1 protein-coding gene is annotated in these 231 nt (G+C 66.2%); it reads right to left on the reverse strand.

Annotated features, from left to right (window positions below):
- Positions 1 to 231: DUF255 domain-containing protein (locus tag QCD75_RS22100; RefSeq protein WP_301231661.1), on the reverse strand; the 231-nt coding region annotated here is incomplete at both ends.

The following is a 231-nucleotide window of genomic DNA, read 5'->3' on the forward strand; positions in this document are numbered from 1 at the left end:
GCCTGGTAGACGGCGTCCACATCGGGGCGCTCTTCACGGTCCACGTTCACGGCGATGAAGTTGGCGTTCAGGAAGTCGGGGGGGTCCGGGTCTTCAAAGGATTCCGGGGCCATGACGTGGCACCAGTGGCAGGCCGCATAGCCGACGGAGAGTAAGACCGGAACATCGCGGGCGGCGGCTAAGGCAAAAGCCTCGTCCCCGAAGGGCCGCCAGTGCACGGGGTTGCTGGCG

Source organism: Arthrobacter sp. PsM3 (assembly GCF_030433895.1).
GTDB lineage: Bacteria > Actinomycetota > Actinomycetes > Actinomycetales > Micrococcaceae > Arthrobacter.